Source organism: Pelagimonas sp. (assembly GCF_058892305.1).
Window position 1 is genome coordinate 21,276 of the sequence record NZ_JBZXVN010000001.1, and the last position, 1,244, is coordinate 22,519.

Genomic DNA, 1,244 nt, shown 5'->3' on the forward strand with positions numbered 1-1,244 from the left:
CATGCGGCTGAATGATGCCGTCCATACCGTCACTGGCGAGGTCTTCCGGGACGGCTGGAGCCGAATCCGAGGCTCGATGCAGGGGCTGCATGTCGCCAAGCAGAGCCAGCTTTCGCGCGCGGCAGCAGGGCATCGGCCAGCGGTCTTCAAGGCGATCCGGGGTGGGGGCACGCATACCAAATCGCAGCTCGCAAACCAGCTCGATTACCTCACCACCAAGTCCACCCATATCGTGGACAGTAGCGGGTTCCTGGATGGCAAGACGAAGCTCGAGGCGGGTGACATCAAGGACCTGACGGAGCGCTTTGCCAAGCGGTGGGATGCGGGCTTCAAGCCCAGGCTCGGACAGACCACCCACATGCTCATGTCCTTCCCCGTGGGCACGCGTGGGGAGGATGTGCGCGACATTGCGACGGACGTGGCCGAGCGGTTCTTCCAGACCGACGCGGGGCATTTCGACTACATCATCGCGGTGCATGAGGACCGCGATCACCCGCATGCGCATCTGGTGCTGAACCGTCGCTCGCAGGAAGGCGAGTTCTTCTTTCTGGGGCGCAATCATCGCTTCAACTATGATGATTTCCGCCTCGCCATGGTCGAGGAGGCGGAGAAGTACGGCGTGCGGCTGGAAGCCACGCGCCGGGTGGATCGCGGGGTTGTGCATTACCCAGCCCCTACCCGCGAGGTTTATGCGGCGAAAGAAGAGGGTCGCGCACCCCGCGAGCGCGAACGCGTGGGGGCCGACTTGACCCGGACGCTGGCGGAGATCGCCAACACCAGAACCGTCTACCATTCGCTTGCCGTGGAGGCCTCCCGGGAGACCTCCGAGGTCCGCGGGGCCCGCGAAGACATTGCCGCGGCACTCTTCCGCGCGGGCGAGGTGCTGGCGCATGGCGGGCAGGTGGACCGAACAGGAGATGTGTATATGGCCGAGGATCAAAGCTTCGAGGATCTGAGAAGCCTCTATGCGGAAAAGCTCGCGCGGGTGCAGGGCATGATCGCCGAGAAGTCTGACGCGGAACGTCCCGTGCTGGAAAAACGCCTCATCGAGATCCAGACGCAGGTCCAGCACATGCAGCCCTTGGGGCTGCGCTCGGGTTCGCTCTCAGACGCGCCCTCGGAGGGCGGGATCTATTCCGAGGCCAATATTGACGCCAGCCAGCGCGAGCGACTGGCCGAGCCCGATCTGAGATCGCGCATTGACGCGGCACTACACGGCACGGGGATCAGCACATCGGAAGTGG

General features: G+C 64.1%; 1 protein-coding gene. It reads left to right on the forward strand.

Translation table 11 applies throughout. The features are described 5' to 3' along the window. Position 1: 1 nt before the first annotated feature. Positions 2-1,244, forward strand: a 1,243-nt coding sequence (locus tag AC5EFR_RS00125) for a relaxase/mobilization nuclease domain-containing protein (RefSeq protein WP_493574088.1), incomplete at its 3' end; no start/stop codon positions are given.